Consider the following 15423-nt stretch of genomic DNA (forward strand, 5'->3'; position numbering starts at 1 on the left):
AAAGGGCCAAATAAGATCTACCATCCCATTTGAGCATTTTGCCCTCTTTACTGTCTCTTTGATTATAGTTGAGGCAGAAGTCATGCTTCGGTAACGCAAATCCCCCATATCGCAAAGCTGTCGTGTTCCTGGCCCCACGGGAACGTGTCCGCCCCCGCAAGAACCCCGCCCGCGCGGGGCCGTTCGCCGACCCAGGCGTACGCAGCGCTCGCCGAACACTCGCCGATCCTCCCGGAGGCCTTCCTCGACGGTCGCCCGCTCCCCCGCGGGCTCCTGCGATCGAAGCGAAAGGCCCCCCGATGCAGAAGCGAACCTCTCAGGCGATCGCCACGATCACGTGCTGCGCGGCCCTCACCGCCGGCACGGCCTCGGCCGCACACGCCGCGACTCCCCAGGCGCCGACGGCGTCCTCGCCCCGCGCCGCCACCGCGACACCCGCCGCGCTGCCGTCCGGTACGGCGACCGCCACCTCGTTCTGGGACGGCGTGACCGCGTCCGGCAAGCCGATGCGGTACCAGACGATCGCGAGCCCGTACTGGCCGCTCGGCACCACCGTCAAGATCACCTACGGAGGCAGGAGCGCGGTCGGGGTCGTCGAGGACTTCGGCCCGGCGGAATGGGCCGTCGCGCAGCACGACATCCCGGCCATCGTCGACCTGTCCGAGGAGATGATGGCGGGCCTCACCGGCGTGCGCTCCAACAGCGTGCACATCCGGTTCCAGGTGCTCAGTTGGGGAACCGGCCGCGTCTTCCGCAGCGCCGGCACCGGCTACGACCTGGCCATGGGGCGCGGCTGACACCCTGCCGCGGCGACTCCCCGGCGGCCGCGCCGCCATGACGGACGGCCTGCCCGTCGCGCGTACACTTCCACCGTGGCCGACCCGAAGTTCGAAATCCAGATGCTGCACGACCGCGTGATGGTCATGGTGGAGCCGGAGACCGAGGAGCGGCGCAGCAGCGCGGGCATCGTCATCCCCGCCACCGTCAAACTGGCCAACCGGCTCGTCTGGGGTGAGGTCTGCGGCGCCGGTTCGAGCGTCCGGGCCGTCAAGGCCGGCGACAAGGTCCTGTTCAACCCCGAGGAGCAGTTCGAGGTTGAGGTGCAAGGCCGGCTCTACCTCGTGATGCGCGAGCGCGACCTGCACGCCGTCGCCACTCAGCAGACCGACCACGGCACCGGTCTCTACCTGTAGACGCGTCCGCCGGGCCGTACACACCTGGGGACCCGCACAGCTCAGCCCCGCGTTCGCCGGGCCGTACACACCTGGGGTCCACACAACCCGGCCCCGCGTTCGCCGGGCCGTACACACCTGGGGTTCACTTCACCCACGGTCGCGGCCGTTCGCGGGTCGGGCGCGCGCCGATGTCACCCGCCTGTGCGCTCCTCCGCCTGCCTGCCCACTGTCTGTCCTGGACTGTTTTCCAAGTGGAATTCGAATCTGTTTCTAGACTGCCGACGCGTGCCGCACCAGGGCTCCGGTATAGCGCTTTCCCGTATTCATAGGCCTTTTCGCACCCGGACCCGTGGATCACGCGGGTATTGCCGGCGCATATCGGATGTCGGGCTACTCGCCAGTAACACAGCTCGAATGAGCAGGCCCCTCCCTCTTCAATGACGAGGACCGGCCCGTGCATCACAACCGCGTGGGATATCCGGAGAGTGCCCTCGCGACCTGCGACGACCACGAACCCCTGCTCAGACGGGGGTTTCAGGCCTTCGGACCCCGGCTCCCGCGAATACCCGGCACGAAATTACCGAGCTTGTTGTGGACACCTTTTGATGCTCGCTTTGTTGCACCGCCGCTAAACCTGCCATCGGGTACAGGCCCGGCGGTTTCTCCGGCCGACCGGAAGCGCCTTAAGGAATGAACGGATAAAAACAGCCGTCAAGTGGCGTTCATCCGGCGATTTGCGCCGTTATTGGGGGTATTGTCCGAATCGTCACAGTTAGAGAAACTGCCACAGGGAGGGATCGATGAGCATAAGCAACGTCTTCCCGTCGGGGGCTCGCACCCCCAGTAGTTGGGGCAGCTGGGGCGGCGGCTGGCGACGGTGCGGGTGCCGGCGACGCTGGCGCTGCAGGCGGCGCCGGTGCTGGTGGTGAGTTCCCTGCCACAAGAGGATGGGAGCCGGCGGGTCACCCGCCGGCTCCCCCACTTCCCAGCCTCGGGGCGGACGAGCGCATCGGCCGATGTCGCGCCGTTCGTCTCCATCAGGTCGAGCTTCCGGCGCTTCTGGCCCTACACCCGGGGCCTGCGCCGGCTGTTCGCCGTGGGCGTGGTCGCGGCGATGGTGGGCACGGCATGCGAGGTCGCGGCCATCGCGTTGTTCGGCCGAATCACGGACGAGGTCCTCAGCAGTGGGAACCTGTCCGCGTTCTGGACGCCCGCGGCGGCCTGGATCGGCCTGACCGCGCTCGCCGCCGGCGCGGCGTTCGCCAGCGCCTACACCGCGGCCCTCGGCGGAGAACGTTTCCTGCTACGCGTGCGTGACGGCGTGTTCGAGCATTTGCAGACGCTGACGCCCGACTATTTCGAGAACCGCAAGCTCGGCGACCTCATGGCGAGGCTGACCGACGACATCGAGGCCATCGAGGAACTGGTGGTCTCCGGATTGATCAAGCTGATCACGGCGCTGATAAGCGTGGTCTTCTTCGCGACGGCCGCCGTCTTCATCCGGTGGGACCTGGCGCTGGTGACGTTCGCGCTCATTCCGGCGTTCGTCCTGGTGTCCAAGGGCTTCGCCGGGCGCTTCCGGCATGCCGCCGCGCGCGAGCGCCTCAACAACGGCGCCATGAACAGCGCAATCGAGGAGGCGCTGTCCAACCAGACGCTGGTCCAGGCGTACAACCGGCAGGAGACGGAGGCCGAGCGGCTGCACGCCGCGGGGCAGGGCTGGCTGCGTGCCAACCTCTCCCAGGCGCGGCTGTCCGCTCTGTACGGCCCCGCCGTACAGGTCATCGAGACCGGCTGCCTGCTCACCATCATCGGGGTGGGCGCGTGGGAGATCGCCTCGGGACGGCTCACGCTGGGCGGCCTGCTCGCCTTCGCCGCCTACCTGGCCTACCTCTATCCGCAGGTGCGCGGGCTCGGGGAGACCGCGCTCACCGTCTCAGAGGCGGCCGCGGGCTCCGACCGCATCCTCGAGGTGCTCGACGCCCGGCCGGCCGTCACCGACAGTTCGGGCGCGGCCACCAACGCCGACACCGACACCGACACCGACACCGACACCGACACCATCGCTACCGGGACCATCGCTACCGGGACCATCGCGACCGGCGCCGTCGCCGGTCGGCACGGATCGGTCGCCGAGAGGACCCGGCAGGTCGCCGCGGCCCGGGGCGGTGGCCGCATCGAGTTCACCGGCGTGCACTTCACCTATCCCAACCGGACCCGGCCGACACTGGCCGGCCTGTCGTTCACCGCCCGGCCCGGCGACCTGATCGTGTGCACCGGCCCGAGCGGTGCGGGGAAGTCGACGGTCGCCAAGCTGCTGCTGCGGTTCTACGACCCCTCGGGCGGGCGCATCCTGCTCGACGGAGTGGACATCCGCGACCTGCCGCACCGGGACCTGCGCGATCGCGTCACCCTGCTCACCCAGGAGAACATGTTGTTCTCGGGGACCGTGCGCGACAACATCGCGTACGGCAGGCCGGGATCGGACCAGTCCGACATCGTGCGGGCCGCGGTCGCGGCCGGCGCGCACGACTTCATCCGCAGGCTCCCGGAGGGGTACGACACACCCGTCGGCCAGAAGGGACGGCTGCTGTCCGGCGGCCAGCGGCAGCGGATCGCCATCGCGCGCGCCATCCTCCGCGACACTCCCGTGCTGATCCTGGACGAGCCGATGACGGGGCTCGACGAGGTGACGGCGGCCCGCATCATGGAGCCGCTGGGCCGGCTCATGTCCGGGCGGACCACGATCCTCATCACCCATGACCTCCGTCTCGTGCCGGACGCGGCCGAGAAGGTGGTGCTCGGCCTCGCACCCGTGACGGGGCGGGGACGATCGCTCCGGCTGACGCGGCGGCGCCTCGGCACGGCGCTGCGCGTCACCTGAGCGAGCCGGCGGCCGCGCACGGGAGAGCCGGCTACGGGAGGGCGGGCGACACGGTGATGTCGCCCGCCCTTCGCCGAGCCGGCTACGGGAGGGCGGGCGACACGGTGATGTCGCCCGCCCTTCGCCGAGCGGCCACGTGCGATTTCTCCGTGGTACACGGCGCATTAGGGTGACGATGGCGACAAGGTCGTCTCCCGCTCCGGATGAGGATGTGCCATGACTTTTCAGGATGAGTTGGTCGAGCTCCGCCACGCTTTACACCGTGAGCCCGAAGTGGGCCTGGACCTCCCGCGCACCCAGGAGAAGATCCTTTCCGCGCTCGACGGCCTTCCTCTGGAGATCACCACGGGTGAGCGCCTGTCGTCGGTGACCGCCGTGTTGCGGGGCTCGCGCCCCGGTCCGACCGTGCTGCTCAGGGCCGACATGGACGCGCTTCCCGTGCACGAGAACGCCGATGTGCCGTACCGGTCGGTGCACGACGGCCGCATGCACGCGTGCGGCCACGACCTGCACATGACGATGCTGACCGGAGCGGCCCGCCTGCTCTCCGGGAGGCGCGCGGACCTCGCCGGAGACGTGGTCTTCATGTTCCAGCCGGGCGAGGAGGGCCAGGAAGGCGCCAAGCTCATGATCGAGGAGGGCGTGCTCGACGCGTCCGGGTCACGACCCGTCGCGGCGTACGGCATGCACGTCTTCTCCATGACGATCCCCCGCGGGCTGATCCTCACCAAGGGCGGGCCGATCATGGCGGCTGCCGACACCCTCTTCGTCACCGTGCGGGGGCGGGGCGGCCACGGTTCGAGCCCGCACGCCGCGCTCGACCCCATCCCCGCGGCCTGCGAGATCGTGACGGCCATGCAGACCCACGTGACGCGGACGTTCGACGTGTACGACCCCGTGGTGGTCACCGTGGGCAGCTTCCACGCCGGGACGGCCGACAACGTCATCCCCGACGAGGCGACGTTCTCGACGACCATCCGTACCTTCTCCACTGATTCCCGCGACCGGATCAGAGACGGCCTGGTACGGCTCGCGCGAGGCATCGGCGAGGCACACGGGCTGACCGTCGAGTGCGAGTTCGGCATCGGATACCCCGTGACGGTGAACGACCACACCGAAGCCGACTTCGCGGCGGAGACCGTGCGGGAGACGCTGGGCCAGGGCAGTTACTTCCCGCTGCCGCACGCGACGCCCGGCTCGGAGGACTTCTCCTTCGTGCTCCAGGAGGTGCCGGGCGCCTTCCTGCTCGTCGGCGCCTGCCCGCCCGAACGCGACCCGTCGTCGGCGCCCGCCAACCACTCCCCCGACGCGATGTTCGACGACTCCGTCCTGTCGGACGGCGCCACCCTGTTCACCGAACTCGCCGTACGGCGCCTGGCTCTCGCCGGTAGCTGAAGCCAGCCACCGCGAGTCGCCCTCACCCTCGCGCTCGCGCTCGCCCTCACCCTCACCCTCGCCCGAGGAGGTCGCGCGCCTTCTCGATCAGGTCGATCCCCAGGGTGAACTTGACCGTCGCCCACACGATGGCGGCCGCCACGATCAGGGTCAGCACCCCTGCCACGATGCGGACGACCCAGTTCTGCCGCTTCAGCCAGTCGGTGGCCGCCATCACCTTCTCCTTGGCGATCTGCAGCAGCCTCGACGCCCAGGCGAACTCCGTGGCGAGCACGGCGAGGCCCGCGAAGACCACGAGCCAGCCCGGTCCGGGGAACGGCACCATGATGAGCCCGGTGACGATGATGGCCGTGCCGAGCACTCCCACGACGATCTTGAGCGTCAGCCGGCCGGCCGGAGTGGCACGAATGCGATCGAGAAAGCCCATCTCCTCCGCCAGAACGACCTTCCCCGTGTCGCCGTGCTCCTCGGTCGTCGCCATACGGCCCACCCCCCACAAATAAGAATAATGACCACCCCCACCCCCTGCGCGTGATCATGCACAGGTTCGGAGAAGTAGGCCCTGACCTGCGCAATCCCCCATCGTGATCATGCACGGATTCGGAGAAACCGGCTCCGACATGCACCGATCCCCGCCGTGATCATGCGCAAGTTCGTGAACCACTCACCCGACCTGGGCGTACAACAGTCGTGATCATGCACGAGAAGCACGCCGGGCGTCCACGTCTCACTCGTTCATTCCCCATCAGGTACACCACAACGGCCCGGCTGCATGATCACGCATATCGAATGCGCAGGTCAGCCGGGCCGTCCACGAAGGTGCGCATGATCACGATGGGGGATCGCGCAGGTCGGGGCTTACTTGTCCGAACCTGCGCATGATCACGACCGGGGTTTGCGCAGGTCAGGGCCCACTTCTCCGAACCTGCGCATGATCACGACCGGGGTTTGGGCACGTCGGACGGGCCGGACCCGAACCTGTGCATGATCACGGCGGAGGGGTTGCGCAAAGGTTGGCGGTGGGGGTGGATTTGTCGGATTCGGGTGAGGCAGCATGCCTTACATGTTCGACCGGAAACGCCTCCACGCCCTGCTCGAACGCGAGCGCCGGAACTACGAAGCGCGACTGCCGCGCAGCCGCGCGGCCTACGACGGCGCCGGATCCCTTCTCGGTCGCGTGCCGATGACCTGGATGAACAAGGCCGCCGGGCGGTTCCCCGCCTACCTCGACGAGGCACGTGGCGCGCGCGTCCGCGACATCGACGGCTTCGAGTACGTCGACTTCTGCCTCGGCGACACCGGCGCGATGGCCGGCCACTCCCCCGAGCCCGTCATGCGTGCCGTACGGAACCGTCTGGGGTTCACCGCCATGCTCCCAAGCGAGGACGCCCAACTCGTCGGCGCCGAGCTGACCCGCCGGTTCAAGGTCGGCCTGTGGAGCTTCAGCCTGACCGCGACCGACGCCAACCGGTGGGCCCTCCGCCTGGCGCGCCAGATCACCCGCAGGCCGAAGATCCTGGTGTTCAACTACTGCTATCACGGCACCGTCGACGAGACCGTGGTCACGCTCGGCCCGGACGGCACCCTGCCCCGCCCCGGCAACGTCGGTCCTCCCGTCGACCCCGCGGAGACCACCCGGGTGGTCGAGTTCAACGACCTGGAGGCGCTGGAGCGGGAGCTCTCCCACGGCGACGTCGCCTGTGTGCTGATGGAGCCCGCGCTGACCAACATCGGCATCGTGCTGCCGGCCCCCGGGTTCCTGCCCGCCGTACGGGAACTGACCCGGCGGCACGGGACCCTGCTGATCAACGACGAGACCCACACCTTCTCGGCCGGCCCCGGAGGGTGCACCCGGGCCTGGGACCTCGACCCGGACATCGTGACCATCGGCAAGGCGATCGCCGGCGGCGTCCCGATCGGCGCGTACGGCGTCACGCAGGAGGTGGCCGACCGGATCCTCGCCGAGGAGGGGGCCGACCTCGTCGACGTGGGCGGGGTCGGCGGCACGCTCGCGGGCAACGCCCTGTCGATCGCCGCCGCGCGCGCCACCCTCGAGGAGGTGCTCACGGACGACGCCTTCGCGTACATGACCACGCTGGCGTCCCGCTTCACCGACGGCGTGGCCAAGGCGATCGAGGGCCTGCCGTGGTCGATCACCCAACTCGGCGCCCGTACGGAATACCGCTTCGGCACCCCGGCGAACGGGGGCGAGTCCGCGGCGCTGTCGGACGACGATCTGGACGACTACTTCCATCTCTTCATGCACAACCGCGGTGTGCTGATGACGCCGTTCCACAACATGGCCCTGATGTGCCCGTCGACCACCACCGAGGACGTCGACCTGCACACCGAGCTGTTCACGGCGGCCGTCCGGGAACTCACAGGTTGAGCCCTCCTGTTTTCGGCGATCACGTCCCACATAATCGGGATATGACAAGTGCATTGGTGCTCGGCGGCGGAGGAGTCGCCGGGATCGCCTGGGAAGCCGGGATCGTCGCGGGCCTGCGCGAGCGTGGAATCGACCTCGGCACGGCCGACCGGATCATCGGGACGTCCGCGGGCTCGGTCACGGGCACGCTCATCGCCACGGGCGCCGACCTCGAGGCCGCCGTCACCCGCCAGGTGTCCACCGACACCGGCCCGGTCCAGACGGTGGCCTCCGAGGCCGTCATGGAGGCCTTCGGCATCCTGTTCGACCCGAACCTCGAGCCTCAGGAGGCGCGGCGGAGGGTGGGGCAGATGGCCCTCGCGGCTCCCACCGGTCCGGCCACGGCCCGGATCGAGAGAATCGGCGACCGGCTCCCGATCAAGGAGTGGCCCGACCGTGAGCTCCTGATCACCTCCGTGAACGCCGCGACCGGCGAGTTCGTCGTCTGGGACAAGGACTCCGGCGTCCCGCTGGTGCTCGCCGTGGCGTCCAGTTGCGCGGTCCCCATGGTCTACCCGCCCGTCGAGATCGCGGGTGAGCGCTACATCGACGGCGGAGTGCGTTCCCCCACGTCCGCGGACCTGGCCTCAGGGGCCGACCCCGTGGTGGTGCTGGAGCCACTGGGCCACATGTCTCCCCACGCCACGCTGGAGGCTGAGTTGCTCGCCGTCGGCACGGCCTCGACTCTGGTGATCCGGCCGGACGAGGCGACGATGGCCGTGTTCGGCGAGAACGTCCTCGACCCGGCCCTGTGGGGTCCGGCGTACAAGGCGGGAGTGGCCCAGACCGACGCGCTCGCCGAGTCCGTCGCGGCGGTGTGGAACGCGTAAAACAGGCCCCTACCTGACACATGGCGGCAGGAATTCAGGTCAGTATGCCCTCATGGACGACATCCGTGAGATCAACCGGAAGACGATCGACGACTTCCGCGCCCATGAGGGCGGCGGGCCCTTCGAGGGGCGGCCGATCCTCCTGCTGACCACGCGCGGCCGCAGGACCGGCAAACCGCACACCACCCCGATGATGTACATGAGGGACGGCGACACGCTCGTGGTGTTCGCCTCCAACGCGGGCGGTGCCGCCCACACGGACTGGTACCACAACCTCCTCGCCGAGCCCAAGGTCACCGTCGAGATCGGGCCGGAGGTGTACATCGCGATCGCCACGGCCACGTCGGGCGCGGAGCGGGAGCGCCTCTGGACGGCCGCCAAGCGGGACTACTCCTTCTTCTCCGATCACGAGAAGTCGGCCGCGCCACGTGAGATCCCCGTGATCACCCTGGAGAGGATTCCGGAGATCTGATCCGTTGAGTACCTGCCCGCCGTAATTCGACGGGGTACGCGTGTGAGAGGAGGGCGGTCAGGGGTAGCCGACCTCCCGTGCCCGATCATCTCTTACTCGCCGCGCAGGATCTGCGGCTGGACGTCAACGTCCTCGACTACGCGATCCTGGCGCTGTACTTCCTCGTCGTCCTCGGCATCGGCCTGGCCGCGCGCCGTGCCGTACGCACCAGCCTGGACTTCTTTCTGTCCGGCCGGTCCCTCCCGGCCTGGATCACCGGTCTGGCCTTCATGTCGGCCAACTCGGCGCCATCGAGATCCTCGGCATGGCCGCCAACGGCGCCCAGTACGGCCTGATGACCGTCCACTACTACTGGATCGGCGCGGTCCCCGCGATGGTGTTCCTCGGCGTCGTCATGATGCCGTTCTACTACCGGTCGAAGGTGCACAGCGTCCCGGAGTTCCTGCGCAGGCGGTTCAACGGGCCGACGCAGCTGTTCAACGCGGCGACGTTCGCGATCGCGCAGATCCTCATCGCCGGCATCAACCTCTACGCCCTGGCGCTGGTCATGGACGCCCTGCTCGGCTGGCCGCTCTGGTCGTCGATCGTCGTCTCGGCGGCGATCGTGCTGGCGTACATCACACTCGGCGGCCTCTCCTCGGCGATCTACAACGAGGTCATGCAGTTCTTCGTCATCGTCGCCGGGCTCGTCCCCGTCGTGGTCATCGGGCTGATCCGCGTCGGCGGGTTCTCCGGCCTCGGCGAGAAGGTACGGCAGAGCGTGCTGGGCGACGGCGGACTGCACACCTGGGCGCAGACGGCGACATCCGGCAACCCCCTCGGCGCGAACTGGATCGGCATCGTCTTCGGCCTCGTGCTCTCCTTCGGCTACTGGACGACGAACTTCGCCGAGGTCCAGCGCGCCCTGTCCGCGCGCAACACCAACGCGGCACGGCTCACCCCTATCGTGGCGGCCTATCCGAAGCTGGTCATCCCCATCGTCACGGTGATCCCCGGCCTGATCGCGCTCGTGCTGTTCAGCGACATCGGGAAGGACGGCGGCCCCGAGTACAACGACGCCATCCCGCTGCTGATGGACCAGTTCCTGCCCAACGGCGTGCTCGGCATCGCCGTGACCGGCCTGCTCGCCTCGTTCATGGCCGGGATGGCGGCCAACATCAGCGGCTTCAACACGGTCTTCACCTACGACATCTGGAAGTCGCACATCCAGGGCGACCGGCCCGACGGCTGGTACGTCCGGCTGGGCCGCCTGGCCACCGTAGGCGGCGTGCTCGGAGGCATCGGCACCGCGTTCATCGCCGCCGGGTTCAGCAACATCATGAACTACCTCCAGTACATGCATTCACGCAACTCTTATGCGTGAGGCCGTACGAGGTTTGCACAAGGCATCAGCACGAAGATCGGCAGTCCGCAGATCAGGCACTAGCAGGCCAATCACCGACAGGCGCACCGACCAGGATGCGCACGGCACGTGATCATAGCGGCCGCTCAGGGCATGATTGGCGAGAACCTTCTCTACAAGGTCAAGGCGGCCCTAACCGGGCCGCACGCGCCGCCGGCACGGCGCACGCCGCCGCAGAGAGAGCGCCGGCCCGCAGGCCACGTGTAGCGGACTGGGGACCATCTGGTGACCACACGTCATGCGCGTAGCCGAACAACCTGCACGTCACCAAACGTCGTGCATGACTGCCTGAAGGCTGTTGAGCTGCAAAAACGCCTACCCCCACTTCCTGGGGGTCAAGGGGTCGCAGGTTCAAATCCTGTCGTCCCGACGCAGCTCAGAGGGCTGATCCGATTGATCGGGTCGGCCCTTTCGGCGTCTTGGGGACCACGATCATCTTGCGGCTGGCCTGCTAACGCTACTTGACCTGCGTCAAGGGGAGTCCGGCTGGTCAGGTCCCAAGCGTTCTCGATACATCAACTACTGCATCAAGGACCGAGCCTCCATCGAAGCCGGAGCGACTCAGTTCCTTCGTTTGGCTTGTTCGTGGGCGATCAGGGCTTCGACCGCCGCGATGAAACCGGGTTCGAAGTCGCCGTAGGAGTGGTTTTTGACGATTTCCCAGCGGGCTGCGTTCTCGGGGATGGCCAGCATCCGGCATAGCGAGTCGCCGTCGCGTTTCATCTCGCGGAGCATGCGGTCGAAGTCGCCGCCCGTTCGCAGGTCATGAGCCACGAGGTAGCCGTCGAGGAGGACGCTCAGATAGACCAGGGCGCGTGCTTCCCGCTCGGACGTCTCCGGAGGGATTCCGTGGACATCCATCCACAACTCCGGGTGATCCAACGCCGCCTGGTTGGCGAGGAAGAGATTCTGGATGTGCCCGGCACGACTGCTGAGCCGGGCCGTTCGCGCGCTCGACCACGCGATGAAAGCGCTGACGATCGCAACCACCAACGCCGCGACCGTCACCGAAATCGACAGAGCGTCGTTCACACATTCTCCTTACGCGCTCACCTGTGAACCGCCTCACCATGAGACCCGATCCTTTACGCCCGTGTAGGGGCGGTCAACGGCCGATATCTTGAGGTGTGGATGTGCATCGGTCAGATCTGATCCATACGGGGTGGATCTGGGAGGAGAACACGAGAGTTCTCTGTGAAGTTCTCGCGTGGCTGGTCGGCTATACATTCGATGATCTTGACTGGATGGCGATCGGTGCCGCCCTGCCGGATACGGATGATGAGAATGAGGGACGTTGGTACAGCTACCCCTTGGTGGGTGGCAAGGCCACACTCGAATTGCGACTGGCACAGGCGGTAGGCGGTTGTGAGTTGTCCTTTGAGGTCTTCGGATCTGCCGATGAGGTTCTCTCTGCGCAGATCAGGCTCGCGGGGGACATGGCCGCTCAGTATGTGATCATGAGCCGGAGGGCACAGCAAGGGCACATGACACTGTGATCAGCTGCGAAATGCCGAGAACCACCGAGACGGCCGTTGCAGGTCAGCCCGGTGCTTCAGGGTCTTGTGGCAGGTCGCGGCGAGGGTCGATTACTTCAACCGCAAGTGACCGTGCGGAGCCGATCCGCTGCCCTCACCGCATCCGATCCACGGCCAAGTCTTCTCATGCCAACTCCCGGAATGCCGGCAGAGCGTCCTGGCATCGAGCAGTTCCCCGCCACCGCCGCCGGGTATGCCACCCTTCTTCGCCCACCTCCTAGTGGTCCCTGGCCAGGGGCATCCGGAGGACGAAACATGCGCCACCCGAAGCGGAGTCTTCGACGTGGAGGCTGCCATTGTGGGCGGAGGCGATGTCGTGGGCGATGGCCAGGCCGAGGCCGGTGCCTCCGCAGTCACGGCTGCGGGCCGAGTCCAGCCGGACGAAGCGATGGAAGATCCGCTCGCGGTCGGCTTGGGCGATGCCTTCTCCGTCGTCGGCGATGGCCAGTTCGGCGCCGTCGCCTGCGGAGCGCAGGCTGATCCGTATCGTCTGTGCAGCGTGACGGTGGGCATTGTCGAGCAGATTGGTGAGCATTCGGTTGATATGAGATGGGACGGCATACACGGTCACCTCGGGGTCGAGGTGAAGCTGTATCTCCTGCCGCCCCGCGTCGCGGGCGACCACCTCACGGACCAATGCCGCGAGGTCCACCTCCTTCATCGTCGTCTCGTTGCCCGTACCCAGCCTGGCCAGCAGAAGAAGATCGGCGATGATGCTCTGCACCCGGCAAAGGTCACCGAGTGCCTCATCGAGGAGATCCGTCAGATCGATGTCATCCGGATACATCTGGGCGTCTTCCAGTCGCACGCGCAGCCCTGCGAGAGGAGTACGCAATTCATGTGAGGCGTCCAGAGCGAATTGCCGTTGCTGGTCGAGCGCTCGTTCCACGCGCCTGTCCGCCTCTTCCAGTCGCCCAAGGACCGTGTTGATCGTCCGGGCGAGCCGAACGATCTCGCCGTTCCCATGCACTTCCGGCAAGCGGTGGGACAAGTCGCCGACGTCGATGGCCGCCAGTTCGACACAAATGGCCGCGATGGCATCAATACATCCGGCCTCGGGCCCGCCACGAAAGACCTTTCTCATGTCCGCGCTCCCCTCCGCCACGCACAGAGGTTGATTACGTGGCTGACGGGTGATCGACCGACGCTCGGCTGCACAACACCACAGTGATGGTGACCTCTCGGGCCGATCAGGTCGCGGCCAGCTTCCACCTGGAATGCTGGCACGCAGGCACCGCTGCCGTCAGATGGACGATTTCGTCCAGCTTGGTCTTGTGGGTTGATGTTGTCAAGACCTTCCGACGCGACGATCCGAAACGGCCGAACCCAGACGTGATCCGGCCGCGATGCAGGATGAAAAGCTCTTGGCGTTCGCTCCCGACATGGCGCTGAACTGGGTCAAAGGTCACATTAGGAAAGATCGCTAGAAACGATCAGCGACAGCCTGCGATCCGTCTCGCCCGCATCGCGCCGAGTCATAGTAGCTTCGAGATCTTGACATTGCGAGTTGACAAGCTCGGGCAACTGTGGGTTACATGGACTAAATCGTCCAATATAAGTCAGTGCGGCGACTGCTCGACCAGGCGCGCGAGCGCTGCCGGTGGCCGGTCATCATGCCAACCTCGAACCATGGCACCGCCCCACTGCACTGAGACTCCAGGGCTATGCGGCCCGCAGGTGGTGCCCGCCCAGGAAAGGGAACGGCGGCCACCCGAGAAGCAAATCGCGGATGGCTGAGGCTGTTCCTGAGCCACTCGACGTCCGTGTGGATCAGCGATCAGCTTGAAAGACACAGCAGCGATGAAACAACCAACCGAGATCGCCAATGACTTGCGGGCAGTGGCCCGCTCAGAAGAACTGGTCGGACACCCAGGAAAACGGTGAAGCGATGCCGCCACTGTGTCCCATTCAGGTGCGCTACACGACGGTAGCCACGCTGCTTGCCCTCGTGACCGCAGTCATGATCGGCGTGAGCATGGATCTGGCGGTCCGCCACCGGGTTCGAGACGAGGCGTTCCTCAACGCCGAGAAGACCACCCTCTGGTGGAGCGCGCATGTGCGGGTCGGGCAATTGCCACACCCCATCCCCACCTCCGCCGGCATCGATCTCATCCAAGTGGTGGACGCCGGGGGCAGGATTGTGAACGCCAGCCCTCAGACGGGCCGGGCGCCCCTCAGCATGTTCAGACCGGAGCCCGGCAACCGCGTGCAGCGGCGGACCGAGTGCCTCCCGGACGAGCGGTGTGTCCTGCTCGTGGCCGACAGGATCTCACTGGATGCGGATTCCCCTGTCGTGTACGCCGGCGCGGTGGAGCCGTCGATTCTGTCGACGCACGACCTCGAGTACGCCATCGCGGCGTCCACGCTGCTGATGACGGTGCTGTCGGGATGGCTGACGTGGCGGATGACGGGCCGCTCACTGCGCCCGCTGAAGCTGCAGTGCCAACTGGCCTCCACTACGTCCCACGAACTCCGCAATCCGATCGCCGGCCTGCGGGTGCAACTGGAGGAGGCACTGCTCTACCCCGATCAGATCAATCCGCGTGACACGATTCAGGGAGCCCTGTCGACCATCGACCGGCTCGAGGCGATTGTCGAGGACCTGTTGCTGCTGGCCCGACTGTGCGACGGTGAACCGGCGCCGTCCGAGCCGATCGACCTCGGAGCGCTGGTGACGGCGGAGGCGGGGACGCCCTCCCACACCATGCCGGTGCATGCTCAGGTGACCGGGGATGTGTGGGTGCACGGCTCACGAACCCAGCTGATCCGGCTGCTGAACAACCTGGTGAGCAACGCGCGGCGGCACGCCGAGACCGGCGTCACGGTATCCGTCACGTCCGCTGACGGCCAAGCGGTCATGGCGGTGACCGATGACGGAGCCGGCATCGAACCGGCCGACCGTGAGCGAGTTTTCGAGCGGTTCGTACGTCTGGAAGACGGACGCCGCCGTGACGCCACCGGTAGCGGGCTCGGCCTTGCGATCTCCCGCGACATCGCCCATGCCCATCGCGGAAGTCTGCGAATCGAGGACTCCCCCCGCGGCGCCCGGTTCGTTCTCCGGCTGCCGTTGATGGGGGAAAAATGAACCGCCGGCCCAGCAGCCCGTTCTAACCGACCAACTCCAGCCCTTCGGCGCGGGCCTGGTCGACCAGCTTGGCCACCAGCTCCCGGTCCGACGCTTCATGCTCTTCCGCGTCACCGCGGCGTTCTCCAGGTCCATCGCTTCGGATGCCTGGATCAACGTACTCGTCACAGGTGTCTCCTTGATCAGGAGTTACACCGTTCGTCTTACAGTCCCGGAG

At 67.0% G+C, this 15423-nt stretch carries 14 protein-coding genes; 11 read left to right on the top strand and 3 right to left on the bottom strand.

The window, feature by feature from the left end; translation table 11 throughout:
• Positions 1-299: 299 nt before the first annotated feature.
• The 4 genes from Pmi06nite_RS02015 to Pmi06nite_RS02030 all read left to right on the top strand — a co-directional run bounded on the left by Pmi06nite_RS02015 (position 300) and on the right by Pmi06nite_RS02030 (position 5454).
• Positions 300-797, top strand: a complete 498-nt coding sequence (locus tag Pmi06nite_RS02015) for an RlpA-like double-psi beta-barrel domain-containing protein (RefSeq protein WP_203951071.1) — start codon at positions 300-302, stop codon at positions 795-797.
• 75 nt (positions 798-872) lie between these two features.
• On the top strand, positions 873-1193 hold the full coding sequence (locus tag Pmi06nite_RS02020) for a GroES family chaperonin (protein ID WP_203951072.1): 321 nt from the start codon (positions 873-875) through the stop codon (positions 1191-1193).
• An 829-nt stretch (positions 1194-2022) separates the two neighbouring features.
• Complete coding sequence (locus Pmi06nite_RS41725) at positions 2023-4059, top strand: ABC transporter ATP-binding protein (RefSeq protein WP_239113496.1); 2037 nt, start codon at positions 2023-2025, stop codon at positions 4057-4059.
• Between the two features lie 216 nt (positions 4060-4275).
• Positions 4276-5454, top strand: a complete 1179-nt coding sequence (locus Pmi06nite_RS02030) for a M20 metallopeptidase family protein (protein WP_203951073.1) — start codon at positions 4276-4278, stop codon at positions 5452-5454.
• Positions 5455-5506: 52 nt separating this feature from the next.
• On the opposite strand, the gene Pmi06nite_RS02035 is transcribed toward Pmi06nite_RS02030, so the two are convergent.
• On the bottom strand, positions 5507-5935 hold the full coding sequence (locus Pmi06nite_RS02035) for a TIGR02611 family protein (protein ID WP_203951074.1): 429 nt from the start codon (positions 5933-5935) through the stop codon (positions 5507-5509).
• Positions 5936-6517: 582 nt separating this feature from the next.
• Here Pmi06nite_RS02035 and Pmi06nite_RS02040 point away from each other — a divergent pair.
• The 5 genes from Pmi06nite_RS02040 to Pmi06nite_RS02055 all read left to right on the top strand — a co-directional run bounded on the left by Pmi06nite_RS02040 (position 6518) and on the right by Pmi06nite_RS02055 (position 10547).
• Positions 6518-7843, top strand: coding sequence for a transaminase (locus Pmi06nite_RS02040; RefSeq protein WP_203951075.1), 1326 nt, complete (start codon positions 6518-6520; stop codon positions 7841-7843).
• A gap of 41 nt (positions 7844-7884) precedes the next feature.
• Complete coding sequence (locus Pmi06nite_RS02045; RefSeq protein ID WP_203951076.1) at positions 7885-8712, top strand: patatin-like phospholipase family protein; 828 nt, start codon at positions 7885-7887, stop codon at positions 8710-8712.
• A 52-nt stretch (positions 8713-8764) separates the two neighbouring features.
• Positions 8765-9184 (top strand): nitroreductase/quinone reductase family protein, encoded by a 420-nt coding sequence (locus Pmi06nite_RS02050; RefSeq protein WP_203951077.1) that lies wholly within the window; start codon positions 8765-8767, stop codon positions 9182-9184.
• 77 nt (positions 9185-9261) lie between these two features.
• Positions 9262-9519 (top strand): hypothetical protein, encoded by a 258-nt coding sequence (locus tag Pmi06nite_RS41730; RefSeq protein ID WP_239113498.1) that lies wholly within the window; start codon positions 9262-9264, stop codon positions 9517-9519.
• Positions 9489-10547, top strand: a complete 1059-nt coding sequence (locus tag Pmi06nite_RS02055) for a sodium:solute symporter family transporter (RefSeq protein WP_239113500.1) — start codon at positions 9489-9491, stop codon at positions 10545-10547. The genes Pmi06nite_RS41730 and Pmi06nite_RS02055 overlap by 31 nt, the downstream gene beginning before the upstream one ends.
• 600 nt (positions 10548-11147) lie before the next feature.
• Here the strand turns inward: Pmi06nite_RS02055 and Pmi06nite_RS02060 are convergent.
• Positions 11148-11618: a hypothetical protein gene (locus tag Pmi06nite_RS02060; RefSeq protein WP_203951078.1), complete on the bottom strand. Its 471-nt coding sequence runs from the start codon at positions 11616-11618 to the stop codon at positions 11148-11150.
• Positions 11619-11713: 95 nt separating this feature from the next.
• Between Pmi06nite_RS02060 and Pmi06nite_RS02065 the strand changes: the two genes are divergently transcribed.
• Entirely contained in the window at positions 11714-12082 is a 369-nt protein-coding gene (locus tag Pmi06nite_RS02065; RefSeq protein WP_203951079.1) for a hypothetical protein, read from the top strand.
• A gap of 256 nt (positions 12083-12338) precedes the next feature.
• Here Pmi06nite_RS02065 and Pmi06nite_RS02070 read toward each other — a convergent pair whose 3' ends face one another.
• Positions 12339-13226, bottom strand: coding sequence for a sensor histidine kinase (locus Pmi06nite_RS02070; protein ID WP_203951080.1), 888 nt, complete (start codon positions 13224-13226; stop codon positions 12339-12341).
• Between the two features lie 843 nt (positions 13227-14069).
• Between Pmi06nite_RS02070 and Pmi06nite_RS02075 the strand changes: the two genes are divergently transcribed.
• The gene (locus Pmi06nite_RS02075; RefSeq protein WP_203951081.1) at positions 14070-15206 is read left to right on the top strand and encodes a sensor histidine kinase; all 1137 of its coding nucleotides are present in this window, start codon (positions 14070-14072) and stop codon (positions 15204-15206) included.
• Positions 15207-15423 lie beyond the last annotated feature (217 nt).

Source organism: Planotetraspora mira, assembly GCF_016863275.1.
In the GTDB taxonomy this organism is placed as follows: Bacteria; Actinomycetota; Actinomycetes; order Streptosporangiales; family Streptosporangiaceae; genus Planotetraspora; species Planotetraspora mira.